This is a genomic window from Neobacillus drentensis NBRC 102427 (assembly GCF_001591445.1).
GTDB lineage: Bacteria > Bacillota > Bacilli > Bacillales > Cytobacillaceae > Neobacillus > Neobacillus drentensis.
Map to the genome: position 1 here is coordinate 1 of NZ_BCUX01000051.1, position 20,756 is coordinate 20,756.

The 20,756-nt window shown below is 40.1% G+C and carries 25 protein-coding genes and 2 riboswitches; of the genes, 24 read left to right on the forward strand and 1 reads right to left on the reverse strand.

Features of this window, described 5'->3' with window-relative positions; all coding sequences use genetic code 11:
* Positions 1-269: 269 nt before the first annotated feature.
* The 23 genes from fliD to queF all read left to right on the forward strand — a co-directional run bounded on the left by fliD (position 270) and on the right by queF (position 19,339).
* The gene (gene fliD / locus BDR01S_RS19575) at positions 270-1,829 is read left to right on the forward strand and encodes a flagellar filament capping protein FliD (protein ID WP_066259172.1); all 1,560 of its coding nucleotides are present in this window, start codon (positions 270-272) and stop codon (positions 1,827-1,829) included.
* A 2-nt stretch (positions 1,830-1,831) separates the two neighbouring features.
* Positions 1,832-2,188 (forward strand): hypothetical protein, encoded by a 357-nt coding sequence (locus BDR01S_RS19580; protein WP_066259167.1) that lies wholly within the window; start codon positions 1,832-1,834, stop codon positions 2,186-2,188.
* Between the two features lie 17 nt (positions 2,189-2,205).
* Positions 2,206-2,583, forward strand: a complete 378-nt coding sequence (gene fliS, locus BDR01S_RS19585; protein WP_066259165.1) for a flagellar export chaperone FliS — start codon at positions 2,206-2,208, stop codon at positions 2,581-2,583.
* A gap of 123 nt (positions 2,584-2,706) precedes the next feature.
* Positions 2,707-2,792: riboswitch (cyclic di-GMP riboswitch) on the forward strand.
* A 100-nt stretch (positions 2,793-2,892) separates the two neighbouring features.
* A complete protein-coding gene (gene flgB / locus BDR01S_RS19590) occupies positions 2,893-3,273 on the forward strand; it encodes a flagellar basal body rod protein FlgB (RefSeq protein WP_066259163.1) in 381 nt (126 codons plus the stop codon).
* A gap of 9 nt (positions 3,274-3,282) precedes the next feature.
* Positions 3,283-3,723 (forward strand): flagellar basal body rod protein FlgC, encoded by a 441-nt coding sequence (gene flgC / locus BDR01S_RS19595; RefSeq protein ID WP_066259161.1) that lies wholly within the window; start codon positions 3,283-3,285, stop codon positions 3,721-3,723.
* A gap of 12 nt (positions 3,724-3,735) precedes the next feature.
* On the forward strand, positions 3,736-4,035 hold the full coding sequence (gene fliE / locus BDR01S_RS19600) for a flagellar hook-basal body complex protein FliE (RefSeq protein WP_066259159.1): 300 nt from the start codon (positions 3,736-3,738) through the stop codon (positions 4,033-4,035).
* A gap of 36 nt (positions 4,036-4,071) precedes the next feature.
* A complete protein-coding gene (fliF, locus tag BDR01S_RS19605) occupies positions 4,072-5,691 on the forward strand; it encodes a flagellar basal-body MS-ring/collar protein FliF (RefSeq protein ID WP_066259157.1) in 1,620 nt (539 codons plus the stop codon).
* A 1-nt stretch (position 5,692) separates the two neighbouring features.
* Positions 5,693-6,694, forward strand: a complete 1,002-nt coding sequence (gene fliG / locus BDR01S_RS19610; RefSeq protein WP_066259154.1) for a flagellar motor switch protein FliG — start codon at positions 5,693-5,695, stop codon at positions 6,692-6,694.
* Positions 6,684-7,469: a FliH/SctL family protein gene (locus BDR01S_RS19615; protein ID WP_066259151.1), complete on the forward strand. Its 786-nt coding sequence runs from the start codon at positions 6,684-6,686 to the stop codon at positions 7,467-7,469. Before fliG ends, BDR01S_RS19615 begins: the two co-directional genes overlap by 11 nt.
* Positions 7,447-8,775, forward strand: a complete 1,329-nt coding sequence (gene fliI, locus BDR01S_RS19620; RefSeq protein ID WP_066259149.1) for a flagellar protein export ATPase FliI — start codon at positions 7,447-7,449, stop codon at positions 8,773-8,775. The genes BDR01S_RS19615 and fliI overlap by 23 nt, the downstream gene beginning before the upstream one ends.
* Entirely contained in the window at positions 8,772-9,215 is a 444-nt protein-coding gene (gene fliJ, locus BDR01S_RS19625; protein ID WP_066259148.1) for a flagellar export protein FliJ, read from the forward strand. The genes fliI and fliJ overlap by 4 nt, the downstream gene beginning before the upstream one ends.
* A 32-nt stretch (positions 9,216-9,247) precedes the next feature.
* On the forward strand, positions 9,248-9,589 hold the full coding sequence (gene fliN, locus BDR01S_RS19630) for a flagellar motor switch protein FliN (RefSeq protein WP_066259145.1): 342 nt from the start codon (positions 9,248-9,250) through the stop codon (positions 9,587-9,589).
* A 47-nt stretch (positions 9,590-9,636) separates the two neighbouring features.
* A complete protein-coding gene (locus tag BDR01S_RS19635) occupies positions 9,637-10,197 on the forward strand; it encodes a flagellar biosynthetic protein FliO (RefSeq protein WP_157413024.1) in 561 nt (186 codons plus the stop codon).
* Positions 10,198-10,256: 59 nt separating this feature from the next.
* The gene (gene fliP, locus BDR01S_RS19640; protein ID WP_418303044.1) at positions 10,257-10,958 is read left to right on the forward strand and encodes a flagellar type III secretion system pore protein FliP; all 702 of its coding nucleotides are present in this window, start codon (positions 10,257-10,259) and stop codon (positions 10,956-10,958) included.
* A gap of 17 nt (positions 10,959-10,975) precedes the next feature.
* Complete coding sequence (gene fliQ / locus BDR01S_RS19645) at positions 10,976-11,245, forward strand: flagellar biosynthesis protein FliQ (RefSeq protein WP_066259131.1); 270 nt, start codon at positions 10,976-10,978, stop codon at positions 11,243-11,245.
* A gap of 9 nt (positions 11,246-11,254) precedes the next feature.
* On the forward strand, positions 11,255-12,034 hold the full coding sequence (fliR, locus tag BDR01S_RS19650) for a flagellar biosynthetic protein FliR (RefSeq protein ID WP_066259128.1): 780 nt from the start codon (positions 11,255-11,257) through the stop codon (positions 12,032-12,034).
* On the forward strand, positions 12,031-13,134 hold the full coding sequence (flhB, locus tag BDR01S_RS19655) for a flagellar biosynthesis protein FlhB (RefSeq protein ID WP_066259125.1): 1,104 nt from the start codon (positions 12,031-12,033) through the stop codon (positions 13,132-13,134). The genes fliR and flhB overlap by 4 nt, the downstream gene beginning before the upstream one ends.
* Positions 13,135-13,159: 25 nt before the next feature.
* On the forward strand, positions 13,160-15,211 hold the full coding sequence (flhA, locus tag BDR01S_RS19660; RefSeq protein ID WP_066259119.1) for a flagellar biosynthesis protein FlhA: 2,052 nt from the start codon (positions 13,160-13,162) through the stop codon (positions 15,209-15,211).
* Positions 15,208-16,356 carry a flagellar biosynthesis GTPase FlhF gene (flhF, locus tag BDR01S_RS19665; protein WP_066259116.1) on the forward strand — a complete coding sequence of 383 codons (1,149 nt, stop codon included), beginning with the start codon at positions 15,208-15,210 and terminating at the stop codon, positions 16,354-16,356. Before flhA ends, flhF begins: the two co-directional genes overlap by 4 nt.
* Positions 16,307-17,182, forward strand: coding sequence for a MinD/ParA family protein (locus BDR01S_RS19670; protein WP_066259114.1), 876 nt, complete (start codon positions 16,307-16,309; stop codon positions 17,180-17,182). Before flhF ends, BDR01S_RS19670 begins: the two co-directional genes overlap by 50 nt.
* A gap of 36 nt (positions 17,183-17,218) precedes the next feature.
* Entirely contained in the window at positions 17,219-17,932 is a 714-nt protein-coding gene (locus BDR01S_RS19675) for a FliA/WhiG family RNA polymerase sigma factor (RefSeq protein WP_066259111.1), read from the forward strand.
* A 182-nt stretch (positions 17,933-18,114) separates the two neighbouring features.
* Positions 18,115-18,558, forward strand: a complete 444-nt coding sequence (locus BDR01S_RS19680; protein WP_066259106.1) for a PilZ domain-containing protein — start codon at positions 18,115-18,117, stop codon at positions 18,556-18,558.
* A 108-nt stretch (positions 18,559-18,666) separates the two neighbouring features.
* Positions 18,667-18,713: riboswitch (PreQ1 riboswitch) on the forward strand.
* 125 nt (positions 18,714-18,838) lie between these two features.
* Positions 18,839-19,339 carry a preQ(1) synthase gene (gene queF, locus BDR01S_RS19685; protein ID WP_066259103.1) on the forward strand — a complete coding sequence of 167 codons (501 nt, stop codon included), beginning with the start codon at positions 18,839-18,841 and terminating at the stop codon, positions 19,337-19,339.
* A gap of 178 nt (positions 19,340-19,517) precedes the next feature.
* On the opposite strand, the gene BDR01S_RS25470 is transcribed toward queF, so the two are convergent.
* Positions 19,518-19,778, reverse strand: coding sequence for a hypothetical protein (locus tag BDR01S_RS25470; protein WP_169801465.1), 261 nt, complete (start codon positions 19,776-19,778; stop codon positions 19,518-19,520).
* Between the two features lie 71 nt (positions 19,779-19,849).
* Here BDR01S_RS25470 and BDR01S_RS19690 point away from each other — a divergent pair, with 71 nt between their 5' ends.
* On the forward strand, positions 19,850-20,674 hold the full coding sequence (locus BDR01S_RS19690; RefSeq protein WP_066259102.1) for a serine/threonine-protein kinase: 825 nt from the start codon (positions 19,850-19,852) through the stop codon (positions 20,672-20,674).
* The last annotated feature ends 82 nt before the right edge of the window (positions 20,675-20,756 follow it).

Here is a 20,756-nt window from a genome sequence, read left to right on the forward strand (position 1 = left end):
AACCGCCCGCGGAAAGCGAAGTGCCTGGAGCGCCAATCAACAGACCTGTTGAAAAGCTATACATTATAACAAAATAACGCGGTGAATTATTTAAGGAATGAAACAAAAAAAGGCTATTGAAAGTTTTTCGACAGCCTGGAAGGGCTGATTCCATGAGAATCAGCTTTTTTCAATCTATGAAATTCACTTAATAAAATACTTCAACGTTCTCCCTAAGAATGCCGTTATCCTTTACTAGATACCCTATAACTGGTTCGGAGGATGGCAGGATGATTACCAACAATCTTCGTTTTTCTGGTTTGGCATCAGGAATTGATACCGAATCATTAGTAAAAAAATTAATGGATGCGGAAAAAGTACAATTAAATAAAGTGATCCAAAATAAGACTAAAACGGAATGGAAAGTGGATGCCTATCGAGAGGTCAATACGAAATTCCTAGACCTTCGTGCCTCAATAGAAAAGCTTAGACTGGAATCCACTTTTACAAAAAGTAAACTGACTTCATCGGACAGCAGTAAGGTAGATGTCACTCTATCAGGACTGCCTAGCAGAAGCGAGTATATCATTTCTGCTGCCAAGCCCTTTCAGCCGGGGACACCTTCCTCTGTAAAATTCGCTGCCACAGGTCTAGCGAGTGAAACAAGTGAATTGGGGGCGGGGAACGGATTTCAATTTACCTTGAACGGTGAAACAATCGACCTGAACGCACAGGATTCGATTCGCAGCTCGATAACTAAAATCAATGCCTTAGCTAACAAAACAGGTGTGACGGCAAGTTATTCAAGCGGTGATCAGGCCATTGTGTTTACCTCTAAAGATTTAGTGGCGAATATTAACATTGCCAATCTATCAAACAGCACGAATGTATTAAAGCTGGCAGAAGGCACTGTCAGTGAGATACAAAATGACTTTCCAGCTGGAAACCCAAGTGGTGCCAGAGGAAACTCGGCTGTGAAGGCAATCGATGGAGAGGTAACCATTAATGGGACAAACCTAACGCTAAAGAATAACCAACTGAATTTTGATGGGATTACCTTTACTATCAAATCAGAGATACCAGCGGGAAGCCAGGTCACGATTACGAAAAAAACAGATGTTGATGCGATTTTCGATAACATTAAAGGATTTGTCGACAAATATAACGATACCATTCAGACCTTGCATGATAAGTTAGGTGAAAAGCGGTACAAAGACTTTGCGCCGCTATTAGATGAACAGAAAACAGACATGAAAGAAAAAGAAATTGAATTATGGGAAGGTAAGGCCAAGAGTGGTTTATTGCAAAGTGATCGCATCATTTCTTCAGCCTTAGATAAATTGCGAACTACCATATACTCGAAGGTTAATGATATCGATGCGACAAAAATGAATACCCAATTTGATTCGCTCTCGGAAATCGGGATTACCGCGAGTTCCAATTACAAGGAAAATGGCAAGCTGGAGATCAATGATACGAAGCTAAGAGAAGCATTAGAAAACAATATCGAAGAAGTTTCATTATTATTTTCCAAAAAATATGACACAACGAAATCGGCAAACAACACAGCCAATAATAAAGCGGAATTCGCCAATAGTGGGATTGGTTGGAGACTGTATGACCAACTCAATGAGACAATGAAAGAAATTTCTAAAACGGCAGGTACCTCCAATGATGCTGTCCTTTCTAAATCATTAAGCCAGCTGGATAGACAAATCGAATCCTGGGAGAAGAGATTAGAAACGAAAGAGAACTTTTATTGGAAACAATTCACAGCCATGGAGCAGGCCATCCAAAAAGCTAATAGCCAAAGCGGTTGGCTAACACAGCAAATGAGCGGAGGGATGTAAGCTTGTATGAAAAAAAAGAGGCGCTACTCCAAAGGTATTACCAGCTTACAAGCAAACTAGTCAACGAAATGACGGAGAACGGGGTAGGCATTATTCAAGCCGCATTGAATGAACGTCAAGCATGCATTCTGGAAATAAACCAAATGGATCAAGGTGCAGGTCAAATCCTGTTAAATTCGGCAATCGAAAAACAACTATTACGAATTCATCCTTTGGAGGCAGAGCTTAAAAGGATGTTAGAGAGAGTGCAGCAAAAGGTGCTAGCCAACTTACATGCGCTGAAAAAGGAAAAAACGATTAAACAATACGGGGAATCGACCTACGGTTCAAGTGGGTTATTTTATGACAAAAGAAAATAGAACAAAGGTGGTCAATCATGTCTCTTCGCAATCCATACCAAGCCTATGAGAACAATCAAGTGCTGTTTGCTAAAGGGGAAGAGCTAACCCTTCTTTTATATCAAGGTGCGATTAAATTTATTGAACAGGCAAAGCTGGCGCTAGAAAAAAATGATCTTCAGCGAGCCGGCAATCGCATGATTAAAGCCCAGAACATCATCAGCGAATTAATGGTGACCCTTAATTTGGATATTGAAATTTCCAAGTCTTTGCTCCTCCTTTATGACTATGTAAAGCAAAGATTAATCGATGCGAATCTTAAAAAAGACGCAAAAATATTAAATGAAGTTCAAGGAATGCTAGTAGAATTGCTAGGAACTTGGACGGAGGCCATCAAAGTCGTAAGACCTACTTAACATGTGAATTTTTTGTTAAGTAGGTCTTTTTTCATTTTTTCCCCATTGTAATATTTGAAAGTGCATTGTAATATAAGTGTATTGGTAAAATTCGACCAATATCATCAGAAAACGACATTTACAAACCGATAATGGCAAACCTGGGGAAATCCAGGGACGCAAAACTATAGGGGCTACCATCATTTTGATTACGCCAGCCAGTTGCCGAAGAGATATAGTTTATTTGCTATGTGCTATTCTTCGGAATAGTACTTTTTTTTGCGAAAAAAAGTTGGGTTAATTTCCCAAGTCTTAGAGAGGAGGTTATATATGCTACAAAATATATCGGTTTTAAATCAGGCATTAGATGCTTCTGTGTTAAGGCACAATGCCATTTCTAATAATCTAGCCAATGTTAATACTCCTAATTATAAACCGCAAAAAGTAGTTTTCGAGGAACTATTAAAGGGTGAACTAACAAACTCTACTTTTGTAGGAAAGTTGACGAACCCCAAGCATATTCCCATCGGTAATTCAGCAACCACACCTTTTATCACTGAGCAGCCTGTGGTGATGCAAAATAACGGGAACGGCGTAGATGTAGATCAAGAAATGACTAATTTAACAAAAAATTCGATTTGGTATCAGACATTAAGCTATCAGCTAGGCGAAGAATTTAATTTACTAAAAACAGCCATAAGGTCAAGGTAGGGATAAAATATGTCAATGTTTCAACCTTTAAATATTAGTTCTTCCGCATTAACAGCGGGGCGTATGAAAATGGATATTATTTCTTCCAATATTGCCAATGCTACAACCACTAGAGGGAAATTGGTGAACGGGGAATGGATTCCTTATCGAAGGAAAATGGTGGAGGTCGAACCGAGTGGGACAGCACCGTTTAGTCAATTTTTAAAAAATGAAGTGGGGGCGAATGGTGTTAAGGTCACAAAAATTGCTGAAGACCAGACTCCTTTCCAACCTGTTTATGACCCGGCCCATCCCGATGCAAACAAGGATGGTTATGTCATGATGCCTAACGTTGATATCACCAAAGAGATGGTTGACCTGATGAGTGCTTCAAGAGCATATGAAGCCAATGTTACCGCTTTTAATGTTGGAAAAAGTATGTCGTTAAAAGCTTTAGATATTGGTAGATAAGGAGTCTTAATAATGAAAATAGATCAATTGATGACAACCCCATCACTTTTTGTAGAAAAGAATCAAAATGTGAATGCTGTTTCACCTTCTAAAACATCCTTTTCGCAGGCTTTAGGTGAGGCGCTGCAGAGTGCAAACGAAACCATTATCCAATCCGAGAATATGTCTGAAAAAATTGCGACAGGTGAAATCAAGAATATTCATGATGTAACCATTGCTGCACAAAAGGCCCAAATTGCTTTGCAGTTAACCACTCAAGTAAGAGACAAAGTGGTGGAATCGTATCAAGAAATTATGAGAATGCAAGTATAAATAACGACTTAGTTTTACTAGGAAGTCAGGTGACCCATGAAAGAGAAACTCGGTGATGTTAAGGAAAAAATAGTTCAAGGCTGGAAAAATACCAGCAAGAAGAATAAATCCTTCTACATTGGTATCTTTATTGCGTTAATCGCCATATTTTGTTTTGTATTTTTCTTTTTGTTAAAGCCCAATTATGTACCACTATATTCAAATAGCTTAACTCAAAAGGAAATCGGTGAGATTAAGGCTGTTCTAGAAAAACAAGGGTTCACTGACTATAAGATTGCCAATAATGGCACGCAAATCCTTGTTCCGAAAGAGAATGCTCCAGACCTCATAGTTAATTTGGCTTCAGAAGGTCTGCCGAAAAGCGGCCCGATTAGTTTCTCCGAACAAACTCAAAATTTGAAGTTTGGTGTAACGGAACAGGAATTAGACGTCATCGAACGAGAAACTATTCAAAAGCAATTAGCTAATTTGATGACGAAAATCAGCGGTGTTAAAGGCGCTGAAGTAATGATTACGATGCCAAAGGACAGTGTCTTTATTCGGCCGGAGAATGAGGATAAAGCCAGCGCCTCCATCATTATTGACCTAGAACCAGGCACAGAATTAGAACAAGGGCAAATTAAATCACTCTACTTCTTAGCTTCAAAAAGTATTCCGAATTTACCACAAGAGAATATTGTGATTACCGATCAATTCGGTCAATTGTTAACCCTAGAAGATTCGGGTGATGATTCCTCTTTTGTGGGGGTAGGCAGCTATGAAAATCAAAGAAAAATAAAACAAAAGGTAGAGGCGGACATCCAGCGCAGTATTCAACAGATGCTCGGAACGATGCTAGGACAGGATAAGGTATACGTTCAGACATTTGCCAAGTTGAATTTTGATAAGGTCAAAACACAGCAAAGTCTTGTGGAACCCACGGACAAGGGTAAAAATCAGGGAATTGCCGTCAGTGTGGAGAAAATCAGCAAAGAATATAGCGGTACGGGGGCATCCGCTGCTGGTGGGGTAGATGGGACAGGTTCTGGTGATGTTCCAGCTTACGCTAGCAGCGGCAATGCCGGAAATAATGACTATAAGGAAACCCAGGACAAAGTAAACTACGAAGTCAATCGGATTACAAAAGAAATCATCCAAAGTCCTTATACAATTGAAGATTTAACCATCAATGTCGGTGTCGAACCTCCCAACCCGAAAGATCCTTATTCGTTAACACAGGCAACACAGGATAATATTCGAAGTATCATCTCGAATGTGGTGCGTACGGCTATTGATACCAATAATACCAAAACAGCAACAGATTTAAATAATCGCATTACAATCTTCCCAAGAGAATTTACGGGAAAAACGGATGTAGTTCCCCCAAAAGAAACGGGGACAGAAAAACAAACCTTGTGGAATTATCTCTTAATTGGTGCAGCGGCTGCTGTTCTACTAATTGTTGGACTCCTCGTTGGGAAATGGATGAAACGGAAAAAGGATGAAGATCTTGATCCTTTTTCAGAATACTTGGAAGCAAAAAAGATTGATGAATTTGAAGAAGATGTCAATAAAAAGAAATCCGTCCAAAATGAAATTAATCAATTAGCTGGTAAAAATACAGAGGAATTCGTTGATCTGCTGCGCTACTGGTTAAAGGAAGACAAGGAGGGATAATATGCGCAAGTTAACGGGACTTCAAAAAGTAGCGATCCTTTTGGTTTCTTTAGGAAAAGAAGGATCTTCTACTGTCTATAAACATTTGAAAGAAGATGAAGTGGAATTATTAACAAAAGAAATTGCCAATCTTCAATGGATTGATTCAAGTGTAAAAGAAGAAGTTTTAGATGAATTTTATAAGATGGCAACGGATAAAAATGTCGTTTCCAAAGGCGGCGAACATTTTGCCAAGGATTTACTTGCCCTATCATTTGGAGAAGAGAAGGCAAAGGAAATGCTCCATCGCTCTTCAGAGAAAAATCAAAAGAAGCCGTTTTACTTTGCTCATCGGGCCGAGCCCGTTCAGATTTTAAACCTTTTACAGTATGAAAATACACAAACAATTGCGCTTGTTTTATCTTATTTGGATTCGCAAAAATCATCAGCTATTCTTTCTTCTTTTCCAGCAGAAAAGCAAACGGATATAGCCACAAAGATTGCGTTAATGGACACCGTTTCTCCAGAAGTGATTCGGCAGGTGGAAGAAGTTCTGCAAGAAAAACTCGCTACCACCTCGTCACAGGATTACACAGTAAACAATGGAATTGATAACATCGTCAATATTTTAACAAGCGTTGACCGCGGGACGGAAAAACATATATTAGAAGCCTTATCGGAGCAAAGTCCAAACTTGGCAGAGGAAATCAAAGGAAAGATGTTTATCTTTGAAGATATTGCTCTCTTAGATCATTATTCGATTCAACGAATTCTCCGCGATGTTGACAGTGAAGACTTGTATTTAGCTTTAAAAATTGCCAGTGAAGATTTAAAAGAAGTGATCTATAAAAACATCTCAAAAAGACGGGCGGAATTACTTGAAGAACAAGGGAAATATGATAAGCCTGTCCGGCTTAAAGAAGCGGAGGAAGCCCAAGGCCGGATCGTAAGAATTGTGCGCAAGTTGGAAGAAGAAGGCTCGATCCTGATTGAGAGAAGAGGTGGAGAGGCCGTTGTCGTCTAAGATTTTCAAATCTACCACGATCCCTCCTGTCATCGAAGCCATGTTGTTATTGTCAAAGAAGAAAGGAAACGGTGATCCGACCCATTCCAGCCAATCAGATCAATCGGCAGAAGAACACTTGCAAAATGCGAAGCAACAAGCAGCTGCGATTCTGAAGCGCGCAAAAGAGCAGAGTTTACTAGAAAAAGAACAAGCAGCATCCGAGCTTGAGAACTGGAAACGGACCCAGCAAAAGAAAGTTAGGGAAGAGCTTGAAGACATCAAACAGCAGGGCTTTCTGTCGGGGTTCGAACAAGGGAAGCAGGAGGCAGAGAGCGAATACACCTCCAAAATACAGTTGGCCCAAGAACTATTAACTAAGGCTTATAAAGAGAAAAAAGACATTATCAATGAATCGGAGCCATTTGTCATCGACTTAGCAGTCCAAATCGCGTCAAAAATTATTCAAAAGGAACTTGAAACAAAACCAGAAGTATTGATTGAGATGATTAAACAAAACCTGGTCTATTCCAATGAACGCTCGATGATTTCGATCTGTGTAAGTCCAGAAGATTATACCTTCGTCCAAAATCAACGCAATCAATTACTTGAAACGCTGGAGGGACAGATCGAAGTGAAAATTTTACCGGAGCATTCGATTGAAAAAGGCGGCTGTGTCATTCGTACTTCTTATGGAAGTATTGACGCTCGAATTGATGTGCAGCTGAAAGAAATAAAGCAAGCATTGCTGAAAACATTACAGGATGATTCATATGAAGAAAATGCTGGAGATTGATAAATATTTACATACCCTGCAGACGATTAACCCGATCAAGATTAATGGAAAGGTCACCCAGGTCATCGGTCTTACCATTGAATCACAAGGCCCCGACGTCAAGATGGGCGAGATTTGTCAAATCTATCCTGCTACGAACGAGTCACCATTAGAAGCAGAGGTGGTCGGCTTTAAAGGGAATCGAGTGCTGTTGATGCCATTAGGAGAAATTGTTTCGATTGGTCCAGGCTGTGAGGTGATTGCCACGGGCAAACCGTTAACCGTTAAGGTGGGAATGGATCTATTAGGGAAGGTTTTAGATGGTTTAGGCAAACCGATGGATGAAAGCCCCCTCCCTTCTGGATTAGTTGAAGTAGTTACGAACAACAATCCGCCCAATCCTTTAAAACGGCCAAGAATTCACCAGCCTTTGAATGTTGGTGTCCGCTCGATTGATGGGCTGTTAACGGTTGGCAGAGGCCAACGGGTCGGAATATTCGCAGGAAGTGGTGTTGGAAAAAGTACGCTGCTTGGGATGATAGCAAGAAATACAAGTGCGGATGTCAACGTCATTGGCCTAATTGGAGAACGCGGCAGAGAAGTACTTGATTTTATCGAAAGAGATTTAGGAAAAGAAGGCTTGGAGAAATCTGTCGTTGTCGTGGCTACCAGTGACCAGCCGGCCTTAGTCAGGATTAAAGGGGCGATTATCGCCACAACGATTGCGGAATTTTTCAGAGATCAAGGCTTAAGTGTCAATTTGATGATTGATTCCGTTACCCGTTACGCAATGGCGCAAAGAGAAATTGGCCTTGCTATCGGGGAACCTCCAACAACAAAGGGGTACACTCCTTCTGTTTTCGCCATGCTGCCAAAGCTGTTAGAAAGAGCAGGGACAGGGCCAAAGGGTGAAATTACCGCTTTTTATACGGTCTTAGTTGACGGCGATGATATGAATGAACCGATAGCTGATACAGTAAGAGGAATCTTGGATGGACATATTGTATTAGATCGGAAATTAGCCCACCAAGGCCACTTCCCATCGATTAATATTCTAAACAGCGTAAGCCGTGTTATGAAAGATATTACTGCTTCGGAACATATTCAGGCGGCAGAGAAAATCAAACAGTTTATGGCTGTGTATCAAGAAGCTGAGGACTTAATCAAAATTGGTGCTTATAAACAAGGGGCAAACCCAGAAATTGATTTATCAATTAAATATAAGGGCTGGATTGACACCTTCTTAAAACAAGGAGTAAATGAACCATCCCAACTAGAGCATTCCATTCAAACAATGATTCAACAATTTGGGGAGATGGTTAAATGAGTTTTCAATTTCGGTTTGAAAAGATCTTGACGATGAAAGAAAAAGAAACGGAATCGGCATTCCATGAAATGAATGTCATTAAAACAATAAAAGAAACAGCGGAACATCAATTACTACAATTGGTTGAAAAAAAAGACAGCTATGTACGAGACTACCAAACGATGATGCGAAATTCTCTTCGAGTAACAGACATCCAAGAAAGAGAGCAATATATCCATTTTTTAAATAAGCAAATCGATCGAGCCAGAAAAAAAGTCAACGAGCTTACTCAAGAGTTTCACTTGAAAAATAATCTGTTAGTGGCTAAAAACCAGGAAGAAAAGATTTGGAGTTCTTGGCGGGAAAAGTCCTTAGAGGAATATACCGAAAAAGTAAACAGAGAAGAACAAAATCAATTAGATGAAATGGCGGTGCTCCGCTATTTTCACAAGACTATCTAACAATCTGGCTAAAAAGAGAGTGCGAACTAAACATGAATGATAAGCAGTCAAAAAGAATTCAAACTGTCCAATTTGCCCCGTTATCAGAGGGAGTTAAATCATCCAATCCTAGTAAAGAATTGAACTCAATTGAAGATGTGAATCTCCAATTAATTGTCGAACTGGGTAAAACGAATATGAAGGTCAGGGACATTCTGAAAATTAAACCCGGTGTGATTATATCCGTCGATAAATTAGCTGGTGAGCATGTGGATGTTGTCATCAACGAATCAGCTGTTGCCGAAGCAGAAGTGGTCGTCGTGGATGAAAAATTTGCGATTCGCATCACGGATATCGTTTCGAAGCAAGAACGCGAAGAAAGAATGAACGATTAGAGGTGCGCGGATTGAAGAACTTCCATATAAAAGTCACCTTAGTTTTCATGATCATTTTACTGTTTTCTTCGTTTTCAGATCACCAAGCGGCCTATGCTAAGGAGGGTAATACGGTTTATGATGCCTATCAAACGGATCAGGGGCAAAAAAATACGGTTGCCACTCAAGGAACACCAAGAGCAGGGGAAACTAGTTCGCTTGTACCCCAAGTGCTGAAATTTATTTTTTCGTTTGCCGCGATTATCATTCTATTACTCTTGTGTTTAAAATTTTTGAAAGCCAAGTCGAAACAAATGACTTCGCAAGGTCCCATGTATACGATGGGCGGCCATTCGTTAGGCGGCAATCGCTCCTTGCAATTAATGATGATTGGCAAAACGCTTTATATCTTAGGGGTCGGCAATGATGTTCAGCTGCTACGAACGATCGAACCCGGAGACGAGCAGGATTCGATTTTACAATCGCTTGTAGAAGAAGCGAAGAAAAAGCAAATGCCTAAACTTTTTCCTTTCAAAAAGAAACAGACAGAGGATTGGGAACAAACCTTTCTGTCACAAATGAACCAGGTTCGTTCATCCAGTATTCCAATCAACCAGTTAAAAGACTAACCAAAATGGCGGAGATTTAGTTGCTAAAAAAAATATCTATCCTATTACCTTTTCTTATATTGAGTTTTTATGATGTTAGTTTTGCAGCCTTTGATGCTCCCATACCCGGTGTGAATTTGAGTAGTTCTGAACCGGGAGGCGTGTCCACATCGATTAAAATCATGCTTCTATTAACGATTCTTTCTGTGGCACCATCTATTCTGCTGCTGATGACTTCGTTTACGAGAATTGTGATTGTCTTATCGTTTGTTCGGACATCATTAGGCACACAGCAAATGCCGCCTAACCAAGTCATCATTGGTCTGTCGCTGTTCCTCACCATGTTTATCATGGGTCCAGTCTTTTCTGATATTAACAAAGAGGCTTATCAGCCGTTTATGGATGGAAAATTGACTCAGGAACAAGCACTTGATACGGCTGCAAAGCCAATCAAAGAATTTATGGCCAAGCACACAAGGGAAAAAGACTTAAATTTGTTTCTCGATTATTCGAAGCAGAAAAAGCCAGAAACCATTGATGATATTCCCTTACATGTGTTAGTTCCAGCCTATTCGATCAGTGAGCTAAAAACGGCTTTTCAAATGGGATTTATGATTTTTCTGCCTTTTTTAATCATTGATATGATTGTGTCCAGCATTTTAATGGCCATGGGTATGATGATGCTGCCACCAGTGCTGATCAGCTTGCCATTTAAAATATTGTTATTTATTTTAGTCGATGGCTGGCATTTAATTGTTAAATCCTTACTCACCAGCTTTTAAATAAGAGAGGTACGATCATGACACCGGAAATGGTTATTGAAATTTCGAAGCAAAGTGTTTATGTCACAGGTCTTGTCGCTGCGCCCATTTTAATACTTGCTTTAGCAGTGGGCTTAATTATTAGTATTTTTCAAGCGGTTACCCAAATCCAAGAACAAACACTCGTGTTTGTTCCAAAAATAATTGCTGTTTTTATCGGCTTATTGGTTTTTGGACCATGGATGTTAAGGCAGTTATTAAACTTTACGGAAAATATCTTTGGCAATCTGTCACAGTTTGTAGGGTAGCTTACAGTGATGGACTGGTTAAATGAATTACCTGTATTTCTACTAATCTTGGTTCGGATGGCTTGTTTTTTTATGACAGTTCCGATTTTTATGTCGAGATCAATTCCGGCACCTTTTAAAATAGGACTCTCTTTTTTCTTGGCGGTTATTGTCACCCTTTCAACCGAGCAAGGTGAGATTCACGCCTTTTCAGCAGGATTCATTCTCCTTATTTTGAAGGAAGCAATCATCGGATTAGGATTGGGCTTCATCGCCTCTATTCTTTTTTATGCGATTCAACTAGCCGGAACCTTGATTGATCTTCAAAGTGGTTTTGCGATGGGAGCAGTGTTCGACCCTCAAGCAGGAACAAACGCCAATTTATCGGGAAGGTTTAAAAACGCCCTAGCGACACTGTTTCTATTATCGCTTGATGGTCACCATTTAATCATCCGGGGTGTGCTTGAAAGCTATCAATGGATCCCGGTGGACGCGCTGGTACCTGCCTTAATCGATGGCAGTATCTCAACGCTCTTACTGGAAACCATTAAAAGTTCGTTTGAGATTGCGTTTTTACTAGCGTCACCGATTGTGTTTACGTTATTTTTGGTTGATTTAGTGCTTGGCATTATCGGAAAAACGTCACCGCAAATCAATCTGATGGTCGTCGGCTTTTCTGTAAAAATTGGTGTCTATTATCTTGTTTTATTATTAGCACTGCCCGGCTTTTTCCTGTTGCTTCATCGTTTGTTTGCACAGATGTTTGAAGCTGTCAGTCAAATGATTCAAATTATGGGAGCATCTATATGAGAGGAAACAGCCACAGCCAATTTTTACTTAATTTAGATTTACAACTTTTCGCTGAGGAAAAAACAGAAAAAGCGACGCCGCAAAAGAGAAGGGAAACAAGGCAAAAAGGCCAAGTGGCCAAAAGTATCGAGGTATCCTCTTCTTTGATGCTATTATCCTTTTTTCTATTCCTCCTCTTTTATGGCAAATACTTTGCGACGAACATTCTTGTTTTGTTTCAAAATATTTTTTCTTCCTATTTATTACTGGATTTATCTGCAGCGAGTACACATAAACTGTTCGTCGATTTATCGCTTCTTACCATAAAAATCGTTTTGCCCATTCTAGCCATGTTGGCTGTTGTCGGCTTATTGTCAAATTATCTGCAGTTTGGTTTTTTATTGACAACAGAAAATTTAAAATTCGATTTCAAAAAAATCAATCCACTTGAGGGGGCGAAACGGATTTTATCGATCCGGTCGCTGGTGGAATTACTTAAAAATATTTTGAAGATTGTCCTCATTGGCTGGACTGCCTATTTTTTATTAAAAAAAGAAATAGGAACCTTTTTACACCTTTCCCAAATGGGGATCAGGCAAATTATTGATTATCTTTTTACGATTATCATTAAAGTCGGAGTGTTTACCTCTGGCGTGTATGTGGTTTTAGGAGCCGCAGATTTTCTTTATCAAAAATATGACCATGAAAAGAAAATGAAGATGTCATTAAAGGAAATAAAAGATGAACATAAAAAGAGTGAGGGCGACCCCTTGGTCAAGGGGAAAATCAAGGAATTGCAAAGAGCGATGTCGTTAAACAGAATGATGACGGATGTGCCAAAGGCAGATGTAATCATCACGAACCCGACCCACTATGCGATTGCTATTGTGTATGATGCCAATGATACAAGGGCACCGGTGGTTATCGCAAAGGGTGTTGATTTTATGGCGCAAAAAATAAAAGAAATTGGAAAAGAAAATGGCATTATTTTATCTGAAAATAAGCCATTAGCCCGGGCCTTGTATGCAAATGTGGAGATTGGTCAGGAGATTCCCGAGGAATTGTTTAAAGCAGTCGCTGAAATCCTCGCCTATGTTTATCGCTTAAAAGGAAAATTCTAAGTCGTTCAGAGAATAAGGTGGAAAAATGAAGTTAAAAGAAATTTCCGTATTACTTGCTGTGTTACTCATCGTTGTCATGATGGTCATCCCATTGCCTACGATTCTATTAGATATCTTACTGATCATTAATATCTCGCTATCCATCACGATTTTACTAGTAGGAATGAATACAAAGGAACCTTTAGATTTCTCAATTTTTCCGTCTTTGTTACTGTTAACGACACTTTTCCGTTTAGCGTTAAATGTATCAACCACTCGTTCCATCCTTTCGCATGGGGATGCCGGCCATGTGGTGGCAACCTTTGGAGAGTTCGTGATTGGCGGGAATCCCGTCATTGGGTTTATCATCTTTTTAATCCTCGTTATTATTCAATTCCTTGTAATTACAAAGGGTTCAGAGCGGGTAGCCGAAGTGGCTGCAAGGTTCACCTTAGATGCGATGCCTGGCAAACAAATGAGTATCGACGCCGATTTAAATGCAGGGATGATTAGTGAAAAAGATGCGCGTGCACGCAGGGAAAAAGTAGGGCATGAAGCTGATTTCTACGGGGCGATGGACGGGGCCAGTAAGTTCGTTAAAGGGGACGCAATTGCTGGAATCATCATTTTGTTCATTAATGTCATCGGTGGTTTCGTCATTGGGATGACAATGATGGGGATGGATTTTGCTGAGGCAGCCAGTACTTTTACCCTGCTATCTGTTGGTGATGGTCTGGTCAGTCAAATCCCGGCACTGTTGATTTCAACAGCAACAGGGATCATCGTAACAAGGGCAGCCTCCGATGGAAGCCTAGGCGATGACCTGACTCGGCAATTATTTGCCTATCCGAAGTTGATCTATGTGGTTGCAGGCTGTATTGCCTTATTTGGATTGGTAACGCCGATTGGAATTTTGTTAACGTGGAGTATTGCCGGTTTGTTAGTATTTGCCGCCTATAAAATGCAAAAAGCAAAAGATAAAGAAGCCGAAGAATTGGAAGAATTACCGGAAATGCCAATGGAAGAGGAAAATAGTCCGGAAAATGTGCTAAACCTGCTTCAAGTGGATTCACTGGAATTCGAATTCGGATTAGGTCTGATTCCTTTAGCAGATGCCGCGCAAGGTGGGGATATTTTAGACCGAGTCATCGCGATTCGAAAACAAATCGCTTTAGAGCTAGGATTAGTGATTCCAATCATCAGGATTCGCGATAATGTCAATTTAGAGGCTAATGAGTACGTGATTAAGTTAAAAGGCAACGAAATCGCCCAAGGGGAAATCTTCCTTAATCACTATCTGATGCTCGTACCAGATGATGAAGACCACGACATCATCGGGATTGAAACGGTCGAGCCAACCTTTGGCCTGCCGGCTTTATGGATTAATGATGAGATGAAACGAAAAGCAGAGATCTATGGCTATACCGTGGTCGATGCCACGTCCGTCATCACCACCCATCTAGCGGAGACAATCAAACGGTATGCGCACGAGATTTTAGGTAGAGAAGAAACGAAACAACTGATTGACAAGGTGAAAGAAACGTTCCCTTCGATTGTAGAAGAGCTTGTTCCATCCTTGTTATCTGTAGGCCAGATTCAAAAAGTATTACAAAAGCTGTTAAAAGAAAAAGTCTCGATTCGCAACCTGCCTGTCATCCTTGAAACCCTTGCCGATTGGGCTGTTTTTACGAAAAATCCAGATTATTTGACCGAGTATGTGAGGCAGAGTCTATCAAGGCAAATCACCCAAAAATTGACGGTGGGTAAAATGATTCAAGTGATTACCGTAAATGCCCAAGTTGAAAAGATGATTAGCGAAAATCTTCAAGAAACAGAACAAGGGATTTATCTAACGTTAGATCCACAATCGATTCAGCAATTGGTCCTGTCTTTAAATGATACAATCCAACAGGTTGTGAAGGTGGGAATTCAGCCGATTATTATGACATCGCCGACGATTCGGATGTATGTCAAGCAAATTGTGGAACGCATTAATGATGATATCCCTGTGATTTCATTTAACGAATTGGAATCAGATGTGGAAGTTCAAAATATTGGCGTCGTTCATTTTCAGGATGTTGGAGTGGTTACTGCATGAAGATTAAAAGATATATCGTAAAGTCACTCCCACAGGCCGTGCAGCAGATACGGTCAGAGTTAGGAGAAAATGCCGTCATTCTTAATACGAAGGAAACGAAAACAGGAGGTTTTCTTGGCCTGTTTCAAAGGAAGCAGCTAGAAGTGATTGCTGCCTCGGAGGAGTCTGCATCAAAGGATGTTGCCCCGTCAGTACCTAAAGAAGTCAAAAGGGAGCCGGTAGAATCAGAAGTCCTTCAGAGGATTAATCAAATGGAGGAACTACTTGGTCATTTTATCAAGAATCAAAACCACCCTGAGCCACAGACTTCTTCTATTTTAGCAAAATGGCTGAAACGGCTGGAGGATCAAGAGGTCGATCAAGAGGTCATCCAATACATGGTTAGAAAAATCATGACCGACTACCCTTTAATCGAGCAGCTAACAGTGGAGGAAGTGGAGAGAATTGTCCTTAGCACTGTAACGAAACTGTTTCAGGACGGGATCGCACCAGAGGGGTTAGATCCCAATGCAACGTTGATTACCCTAATTGGCCCCACAGGTGTTGGTAAAACGACAACCATCGCAAAGCTTGCTTCGAGACAGGTATTATTTCAGCGGAAAAAGGTTGGCTTTTTAACAGCCGATACCTTTCGAATTGCTGCGATTGAACAGCTAAAGACCTATGCCACCATTTTGAATATCCCGATTGAAGTGGTCGAGAGCTCAGATCAGCTAAAACAATCACTGTTCAACTTAAAGAACTGCCAAATGATATTCATGGACAGTGCAGGAAGAAATTACTTAGAAGAGCAATATATCGAAGAAATAAATAAATTCCTTTCACAGGAATTAAAGCAAGAAAATCACTTGGTCCTAAGTATGACTGCCAGGTGGAAGGATATGAATCAAATTGTAGAAAAGATGAAATCAGTGCAAATTGATAGAGTCATCCTCACAAAGTGGGATGAAAGCACTTGTTATGGAGCTGCATTAAATTTAGTTTACCATTACCCGTACCCATTATCCTTTCTTAGTTTGGGACAAGGTGTTCCAGAAGACATTATGCTAGCAGACCCGGAATATATGGCTAAAAAGATCGTGGGAGTCGATGAAGATGAAGCAGGATCAGGCACACAAGCTGAGAGAATTGCATCAGCGTATTAATAACATGAAACAAGGGAAGGCAACCAAAGTAGTATCGATCACAAGTGGGAAAGGCGGAGTCGGCAAGTCCAATTTTGCGATAAACTTTGCCTTAGCACTGGTTGAAGCGGGACAAAAAGTGGTCCTTATCGACTTAGATATTGGGATGGCCAACCTTGAAATCCTTTTAGGAATGAATGTCAAGGATCATCTGATAGATATGGTAAAGCATAAAAAAAACATTTGGGATGTCCTTGAAAAAGGGCCCAATGGCTTAGAACTGATTTCTGGCGGGAGCGGCTTTGAGGAAATTTTAGATTTAAGTGAACACGATACTAATTATTTATTTACTGAACTTGGAAGACTGGAAGGGTATGCGGATATCATTTTATTTGATACAGGGGCAGGCCTTTCGAAAGAATCGCAGCGTTGCCATTTAGCGGCAGATGAAATTATTCTTGTCACAACTCCTGAACCCACAGCGATCACAGATGCCTATTCGGTTGTGAAAATTTTAAATCATCAAGATTCGAACCTTCAAGTTCGGTTAGTGGTAAACCGTGTCCAAAACTCAAAAGAGGGAATTTCAATTGCTAATCGAGTGCGCATGGTGACGAAACAGTTTTTAGCAAAAGAGATCGATGTGCTGGGATTTCTGCCGAATGATTCGATCGTGTTTCAATCAGTCCTCGAACAGTCCCCGTTTTACCTGAAATATCCTAAATCTCAACCGGCCAAATGGATGAAGGATATGGTGAATATTTATTTGAATGTCAATAATAATCGCTCGAATATTGCCGGGATCAAGGGTTTTGTCCACAGGCTTTCTCAATTTGTTAAAAAATAGTTTAGGATACAGTATCAATCTGGAGGAGGGGTACTCTTGAGTCAACAGCTGGAAGAAAAGTTATTTGATCAATATCTGCCATTGGTCCATAAAATAGTTAAGAATACAAAAAGAAGTCTTCCCCACAATGTGGAAGAGGACGAACTCCTTTCTTTCGGTATGATGGGTTTATTAGATGCCCTCCGAAAATATGACCAACGTGAAAATGTAAAGTTTGAAACCTATGCGACACAAAGAATCCGTGGCGAAATTTATGACGGTTTACGTAGGAACGACCCGTTGTCGCGAACGTTAAGGAAAAAAGAAAAAGAAGTGAAGCATGCATATGATATTTTAGAGCAACATCTATTTAGGAAGCCAACCATTACGGAAGTAAGTAATCATTTACAGATAAGTGAGCACGACTGTAAGAAGATTATTACACAAGTTTCTTTTGAAAAACAAGAATCCTTATATGAACCAATTGAACAGGGAGAAGAGGCTCAATTAAAGATTGATTTAATTGCAGACCAATCCGTAGTGGAGCAATCTAAGATAATAGAAGAGAAAGAGCGAAGCAAAATTCTAGCTTCATTAATCGATGATTTACCTGAGAAAGAAAGGATTATTCTATCATTGATCTATTATGAGAATTTGAGTATGAGTGAAGTGGGGAGAATATTAGATCTACATAAATCAAGAATCTCACAGCTTCATTCACAAATCCTAAAAAAACTGAAAAAGGTGCTTGAAAAGGAATGGAACGAATGACCTACCAATCAATTGGAGGTCATTTTTGTCTGTTTAGGGACAGGAAGACAAGGAAAAGGGCTCAACGATAATGATAAAAAAGCCGTTAATAGTAATAAACAGGTAGGTAAATTTTATTGATCATGAAAATGGATATTGATTTTATGGTTTATATCGATTTTTAATAAAGGGGTAAATTGTCTATGGCACTAAAATGGGTAACTCTAAATTCTTCAAACATAGAAATTTCCAATTTAATAAATGGTGATTCTTACCGGATTAAAATAAATTATCCGTTAGAATCCGTACTGACTTTAATGAATCGAAAAGAAATCGATATCGAGATAGAAGAAGAGAATACCGTAGTATTTATTGAGAATATCGGTCCAGGAGGATTAAGGTTTTTTTCCAATTTAAAATTAATGATCGACCAGAAGATAATCTATTCTTTTGAGACAGAGGGAATGAACGAAATCCATATTCAAGGGGTGATTATTTGGAAGGATGAGATGTCTGAAGGACTTTATTCGTACGGTGTGCATTTTCATTTAGAGGAAAACACACGCGACCATTTCACTCACCTGCTAATTGATTATTCAGAGAAATTCTTTCCCCGGAATGAAGATAAGTATGCCTCCCATTATTAAATAGATTGTAATCAGTGAAAATGGAGCTGGTTAAGAATCTTACCTAAATTTTCAATTGACGTTTTGCTTCGTGTTCTATAATATATGGGGAAGAGAATACCCGTACTTACGAAAGAGGTTCATAGCTGATACCCTCTATAAAAAACTATGGATACATGACGATTGGCCATGTCCATATGGGACGTGGCTTTTTTGTTGGATCTGTTAGTTTGAAATATAGAGCCACCGCGGAAATTCTCTCTTGGAAAAGTATAGGGACAGATTACAAGGGGGTTCTTTTATGTCTGGCAGAAGCCATGAAGAAGGTTTAAAGGATTTAACTTTATTAGGTAATCAAGGGACTACCTATTCATTTGAATATGCACCGGAGGTTTTGGAGGCGGTTGATAACCTGCACCCGGACCGTGATTATTTTGTAAAATTTAATTGCCCGGAGTTCACTAGTTTATGCCCGTTAACGCGCCAGCCGGATTTTGCAACAATGTACATTTCGTATGTTCCGGACCAAAAGATTGTTGAGAGTAAGTCATTGAAGTTGTATTTATTTAGTTTCAGAAATCATGGCGATTTCCATGAGGATTGTGTGAATATCATTATGAATGATTTAATTAAGCTGCTTGACCCACGGTATATTGAGGTTTGGGGCAAGTTCACGCCACGCGGCGGGATCTCGATTGACCCATGGTGTAACTATGGGAAACCGGGAACCAAGTACGAGGAGATGGCTAGTTACCGCTTGATGAACCATGATCTTTATCCGGAGAAAGTGGATAATCGTTAATAAAATAAGGCTGGGTTTCCAGCCTCTTTTTTTATGTGGAGTGGGATCTCTGGAGGCCCCTTCCGCCAGTGAAATCAGCGTATCCGCCAGTAAATGGAGCCCATCCGCCAGAAACATCACTCCAACCGCCAGTAATGACAGAAAAGCCACGAATCTCCCGTGGCTTTTTGTGTCTGGACTACCATACAAAATCGTCATGTTCTTCTTCTTCTTGACTATCATCATCTGTTAGTTTGTCTTCGAGCCATTGGTCGCGGGTGATTCCGGTGAACATGATTTCGTTTTGAACCTCTTCACTATTCCACTCGTCATCCAGCATACTCCCTCGAAGATTCGGATCGATTGTCATCTTATTTTCACCTCCACTACTATCATTGCCAATTTTCTCGTGAGTATAATTGTTATAGTGGGAGCCCGATGAAAAAATTGCACGCTTCATGATAGAATGGAGGGTAGCTCGGGTTCGATTCTTTCCAGCAAAGAGGAAAGAACGCAACATTAAAAGAAAGCATGGTGTTATCGGTGGATATTGGTGGTTTTGATATAAAAAGGAAGCTGTATTCGAATGAATTTGGACTTAGTGTTTTTGAAGTAGTGGAAAAGGAAACAGGAAAGACGTTTATCCTCAGGTTAGCTGATTTCTCTAACAAATCCATGGACTTCAAAAAAGCCCAATGGAATCAGCTACAGGAGGAGTACCGGACAGTTATCTCCGACTATAGCCATTTGCCTCGTATAGAGCAGCTAGCGAAGGTCGACGAAGATCACTTGTTTATCCTATTGAAAAGCGAGGAAGGGCTAACATTACTAGAAAAAGGGTCGCTTGAGTCTGATGAAGTAAAACAGCTGGTTGCAGCAGTCAAGCATCTTCACGAAAAAGGAATCATTCATGGGTCGATTTCTGCTGAGAACATCTGGATAACTTCGAACGGAAGAGTAATTTTATATGGGGCCGGAGAGGCCAAGATCCTAGAGGGAAAACCGCGGTTAGGGGCTGTTTCTGATATTCGGCAGTTGATCAGAATCATCCGCATGCATTCCGACATTAGCGAGTCAGCAGGGGAGATGCTTGCAATAGAGAACCCGACAACGGTGGAAGAATTAGAAGGGCTTCTCGCTAATGCCAATCAAAAAATAGCAATCCGTGACGATAATAGATTGGCGACATTTTTTGAAAGGAAAAGTATCGGTCAAAAACAAGAAGCCGATAATAAACGCAAAAAGATGTTAAGTACTCAACAAGGTGAGACGAGGAAATCACGAAATCGCCAGATCATTCTTGGTGGAGTAGTCGGTATAGTATTGCTCTTTCTGGTTGTTTACTTTTTATATTGAAAAATAGTCTGAAGAAGTCTCAGGAACTGATTTTTTCTAAATATACGAAAGGCCGGATCCATAGGAATCCGGCCTCTTCAGC

Bases quoted from the DNA above. Each gene is read 5' to 3' on its own strand.
- flgC (WP_066259161.1), top strand. From the start codon at position 3,283: ATGTCAATGTTTCAACCTTTAAATATTAGTTCTTCCGCATTAACAGCG.
- fliI (WP_066259149.1), top strand. From the start codon at position 7,447: ATGAAGAAAATGCTGGAGATTGATAAATATTTACATACCCTGCAGACG.
- fliQ (WP_066259131.1), top strand. From the start codon at position 10,976: ATGACACCGGAAATGGTTATTGAAATTTCGAAGCAAAGTGTTTATGTC.
- fliN (WP_066259145.1), top strand. From the start codon at position 9,248: ATGAATGATAAGCAGTCAAAAAGAATTCAAACTGTCCAATTTGCCCCG.
- flhF (WP_066259116.1), top strand. From the start codon at position 15,208: ATGAAGATTAAAAGATATATCGTAAAGTCACTCCCACAGGCCGTGCAG.
- fliS (WP_066259165.1), top strand. From the start codon at position 2,206: ATGTCTCTTCGCAATCCATACCAAGCCTATGAGAACAATCAAGTGCTG.
- BDR01S_RS19670 (WP_066259114.1), top strand. From the start codon at position 16,307: ATGAAGCAGGATCAGGCACACAAGCTGAGAGAATTGCATCAGCGTATT.
- fliE (WP_066259159.1), top strand. From the start codon at position 3,736: ATGAAAATAGATCAATTGATGACAACCCCATCACTTTTTGTAGAAAAG.
- flgB (WP_066259163.1), top strand. From the start codon at position 2,893: ATGCTACAAAATATATCGGTTTTAAATCAGGCATTAGATGCTTCTGTG.
- fliR (WP_066259128.1), top strand. From the start codon at position 11,255: ATGGACTGGTTAAATGAATTACCTGTATTTCTACTAATCTTGGTTCGG.
- BDR01S_RS19690 (WP_066259102.1), top strand. From the start codon at position 19,850: ATGGTGTTATCGGTGGATATTGGTGGTTTTGATATAAAAAGGAAGCTG.
- flhA (WP_066259119.1), top strand. From the start codon at position 13,160: ATGAAGTTAAAAGAAATTTCCGTATTACTTGCTGTGTTACTCATCGTT.
- BDR01S_RS25470 (WP_169801465.1), bottom strand. From the start codon at position 19,778: ATGAAGCGTGCAATTTTTTCATCGGGCTCCCACTATAACAATTATACT.
- fliF (WP_066259157.1), top strand. From the start codon at position 4,072: ATGAAAGAGAAACTCGGTGATGTTAAGGAAAAAATAGTTCAAGGCTGG.
- queF (WP_066259103.1), top strand. From the start codon at position 18,839: ATGTCTGGCAGAAGCCATGAAGAAGGTTTAAAGGATTTAACTTTATTA.
- fliG (WP_066259154.1), top strand. From the start codon at position 5,693: ATGCGCAAGTTAACGGGACTTCAAAAAGTAGCGATCCTTTTGGTTTCT.
- fliJ (WP_066259148.1), top strand. From the start codon at position 8,772: ATGAGTTTTCAATTTCGGTTTGAAAAGATCTTGACGATGAAAGAAAAA.
- BDR01S_RS19680 (WP_066259106.1), top strand. From the start codon at position 18,115: ATGGCACTAAAATGGGTAACTCTAAATTCTTCAAACATAGAAATTTCC.
- fliD (WP_066259172.1), top strand. From the start codon at position 270: ATGATTACCAACAATCTTCGTTTTTCTGGTTTGGCATCAGGAATTGAT.
- BDR01S_RS19635 (WP_157413024.1), top strand. From the start codon at position 9,637: ATGATCATTTTACTGTTTTCTTCGTTTTCAGATCACCAAGCGGCCTAT.
- flhB (WP_066259125.1), top strand. From the start codon at position 12,031: ATGAGAGGAAACAGCCACAGCCAATTTTTACTTAATTTAGATTTACAA.